The organism is Paenibacillus sp. TSM33 (assembly GCF_056099025.1).
The window spans coordinates 1-544 of record NZ_JBLZXB010000035.1 but is presented as its reverse complement, the minus strand read 5'-3'; the positions used below and the strand labels follow the sequence as shown (position 1 = coordinate 544).

The following is a 544-nucleotide window of genomic DNA, read 5'->3' as shown; positions in this document are numbered from 1 at the left end:
TTGCTTACAGCTCCCCGAGGCTTTATCGTTGTTCGCCACGTCCTTCGTCGGCTCCTGGCGCCTAGGCATCCTCCGTGTGCTCTTTGTAGCTTAACCTAGTATCTACAATGTAAATACGATTTGCTACTTTAAGTTTTCTCGTTTACACAAGATCAGCTTAAAGGAATATTCTAAAACGCAATTTCGTTTCGGTATCCAGTTTTCAAGGTGCAATATTGAGAGTTTGAACTCTCAAAACTGAGCAACGAGTGAGTAACAGGCCTAAACCTGAGTTTTGAAGCTTATGCTTCATATTTGAATGTTTCCATCGCAGGAAACGATTCTCCATAGAAAGGAGGTGATCCAGCCGCACCTTCCGATACGGCTACCTTGTTACGACTTCACCCCAATCATCTACCCCACCTTCGGCGGCTGGCTCCTTGCGGTTACCTCACCGACTTCGGGTGTTGTAAACTCTCGTGGTGTGACGGGCGGTGTGTACAAGACCCGGGAACGTATTCACCGCGGCATGCTGATCCGCGATTACTAGCAATTCCGACTTCAT

General features: G+C 47.6%; 2 rRNA genes. Both read right to left on the bottom strand.

Annotated features, from left to right (window positions below):
- Window positions 1-96, bottom strand: a 23S ribosomal RNA gene (locus ACN6NF_RS25640); the annotation flags it as partial.
- 234 nt (window positions 97-330) lie between these two features.
- Window positions 331-544, bottom strand: a 16S ribosomal RNA gene (locus tag ACN6NF_RS25635); the annotation flags it as partial.